The organism is Thalassovita aquimarina, assembly GCF_018219815.1.
Classification (GTDB): domain Bacteria; phylum Pseudomonadota; class Alphaproteobacteria; order Rhodobacterales; family Rhodobacteraceae; genus Thalassobius; species Thalassobius aquimarinus.
On the sequence record NZ_JADMKU010000048.1, the window covers coordinates 1 to 2,800 of the forward strand.

At 55.1% G+C, this 2,800-nt stretch carries 2 protein-coding genes and 1 pseudogene; 1 reads left to right on the forward strand and 2 read right to left on the reverse strand.

Going from position 1 to position 2,800, the window contains the following annotated elements; all coding sequences use genetic code 11:
* Window positions 1-531: 531 nt before the first annotated feature.
* Together IT775_RS21060 and IT775_RS21375 are read right to left on the reverse strand one after the other, a co-directional pair.
* The gene (locus tag IT775_RS21060; RefSeq protein WP_343231177.1) at window positions 532-1,638 is read right to left on the reverse strand and encodes an MBL fold metallo-hydrolase; all 1,107 of its coding nucleotides are present in this window, start codon (window positions 1,636-1,638) and stop codon (window positions 532-534) included.
* Window positions 1,560-1,838, reverse strand: a pseudogene (locus tag IT775_RS21375) (DUF1330 domain-containing protein). The gene IT775_RS21060 and the pseudogene IT775_RS21375 overlap by 79 nt, the downstream one beginning before the upstream one ends.
* 99 nt (window positions 1,839-1,937) lie before the next feature.
* Between IT775_RS21375 and IT775_RS21075 the strand changes: the two are divergent.
* Window positions 1,938-2,558: a TetR/AcrR family transcriptional regulator gene (locus IT775_RS21075; RefSeq protein WP_212703219.1), complete on the forward strand. Its 621-nt coding sequence runs from the start codon at window positions 1,938-1,940 to the stop codon at window positions 2,556-2,558.
* Window positions 2,559-2,800: the final 242 nt, after the last annotated feature.

Genomic DNA, 2,800 nt, shown 5'->3' on the forward strand with positions numbered 1-2,800 from the left:
GGTGCCCGAAGGTCTTCCTCTCCGCAATCGCGCTCGCTGCAACCGTCATCTATTGGCTATGAGTCCTGACCCTAGAATTCCGTCACTTGTCTAACGTCAGCGCCAGCAGGGCGATTTAGGCGATTTGATACAGGCACCATCCAGTGGGTAACGGTCTTTCTGTTTGTTTCATTCTGCGCTCTCGCATTTCGCAAACGGACGGAGTGGTGCAGCCCTGTTCGATAGCACTCCTTTTGACGTCTACTTGTCCCTGGATTTGTGTAACAAAGCCTTATGCGGTGCGAATAGAGAAGCGTACCTAGAGGGCATTGTTGTACTCCGTTTATTGCAGCCTTCTGAAAAGGCATTGCCAAGTTGTCGGTCATGGATTGCGACAAACTTAATTTCGAACAATCAAGCCGTCATTTCCGCAGTATAGCCACCCCAGAGGCAAACGTGTCTGCCTAGGCGTGGGATTGTCGGCGTGGCTTTAATGATCACCCGCTATCCGGGCGTAACACCGCGATCAACTTGACAATGCCGTTCGCTTGACTACAGCGCGTAAGGCCATTCTGCCGGGACGAACTTATAGCCCAAGTTCTCGGTTGCAATGTGCCCGACGGCAGGGAATGGCATATGCATGCCAGCGATCAGCAACCGATCTGCGGCAGACATATCCAAGGCGCGCTTGCGGGAATTGGCAGCCATCTCGGGATCCACATCGAAGGCTGGTCCCCATTCGGGATGCGCGAGTTGGTAGGTTGCATTATGCACGGTATCGCCCCAAATGAAGAGAGACGCATCTCCCGAGTTCAGAATGTAACCGGTATGTCCGGGCGTATGGCCCGGCAACGGGACAGCCTTCAGAGCGCCAAAAACGTCCGCCTCGCCCGATATTTTTGTCGTTCTGCCTTCATATGCCTTTGCAGCCAGCCGTGCGCCCTTGAAGAACGGCTTGAAGGCGTTCGGTGCGGCGCTCATGCTGGCATCATCATGCCAATAGGCGAAATCTGCTTCCGGTACGATCATCTCGGCGTTCGGAAAAACGGCATTGCCGTTGGCGTCGATAACCCCTGCAATGTGGTCGGGATGCATGTGGGTCAGAAGGATCGCGTCGATCTGGGCGGGACTGACTCCGTTCGCGGCAAGAGCTTCAGGAAGTCTGCCGAGTGTAGGCCCGAACGAATTCGCCGCGCCCGTATCGATCAGCACCAAGCGATCACCAAGATTCACCAGAAAGGCGTTGACCGGGCTCAGGTTCGGCTCGCCCCCCTTGAACTGTTCCGTGGCAAGTCTTGCAGCTTCATCCAACGGCGCACCGAACAGCTCGGGGGTCATTTCCAAGTAGCCATCGAGCAACGCTGTAACCTCGAGCGAGCCTACACGGCGGCGGACAACACCTGATTGATGCGACGTCGCCAAAGGCGCTTTCGCTGTCGCTATCCGTGGAAGCGAGGACGCTGCAAGCGCAGCCGCGGCACCGGCAGCGCCGGAAAATAGGGTTCTACGAGAGAGAGTCATTGTATTCCTCATGCTGGATTTGATGTTGGATTGAATGGACACGTGAGCCGCCTGCAGCTTTACCAGATCAAGCGGAACGTGCAGGTCATCCCGGAATCGCATTTCGAAAGCGTCGCCTGGTAGGCAGGCGAATTGCACCAAGCCATTGCCTTTTCGCGGTCCGGAAATCGAATGATTGCTCCGTTGGGCAAACGGGCGTCGCCAGTCAAAGCTGTCTAGGCTCCACCGACGATTAACTCACCGCCAAATTCCTTGATGACCGGACCCGCAGCGGCGGAATAGCGATCCTTTGTAGCAGCATCTTTAACGGCCAGTTCGACAACGACATATGCACTCATTATCGTTCCTTTAATTTATATAACGGACATTATATATTTCGAGCAGACGAAAGGTGCAAGCAATTCTGTATCGATCATTAAACAATGAGGTAATGCAAAGTGGAGCAGACTTCGAACAAGCGTCCCCCCGGTCGACCGCGCAGGTTCGACAAGTATGCGGCGCTTGACAAAGCCGTAAGGTTGTTCTGGCGACACGGCTATGAGGCCACATCCATGTCGGACCTTGTCGCCGCAATGGGTATCGGCGCGCCCAGCCTTTATGCCGCCTTCGGTAACAAGGCCGACCTGTTCGCTGCAGTCGTGGACCGCTATGGCGCGACATTCAGCGCGACCCTCTACGGGCCGATCAACGATCCAGACCTAACGGTCCGCGAGGCCGTTGAGGGGTTGTTCGACCGTGCAGCACGGCTGTTCACAGAACCGGAAACTCCAGCAGGCTGTTTCATGTATTCGGCAGCAACTGCTGTGTCCCCGTCTTCCGGATCGATTGAAAAATTGTTGCGGGAAAGGCGCCTGGAAGCCGAGGCCCACCTCGCCGAAAGGCTCCAGAATGGAGTAGAGGCAGAGCAACTTCCCTCGGATCTGGATCCCGTTCCGCTGGCTAGATTCTTCAATTGTGTACTGGAGGGTATGTCGATGCAGGCTCGCGACGGCGCGACCGAGGAAGATCTACGAAAAATATCGTTACAGGCCATGAAAGCTTGGCCCGACTACGCGTAAGTTTGGACAAAATTTTCGTGCGCCAAATCAGGCTTTTGATGTGCAGTGGGAACATTTTCTTCACACGGGCGTTTTTCAGCGAATTGAAGTCTGACGTTGGCATGTTCGGCGCACAATGCAAAAATTCACAACACTGTGCGCCGTTATAATTTCGTTAACTTCAGCTCATGCGGTTTTCGATCAGGTCGTCGACCACCGACGGATCGGCCAGGGTCGAGGTGTCGCCCAGGCTGCCATAGTCG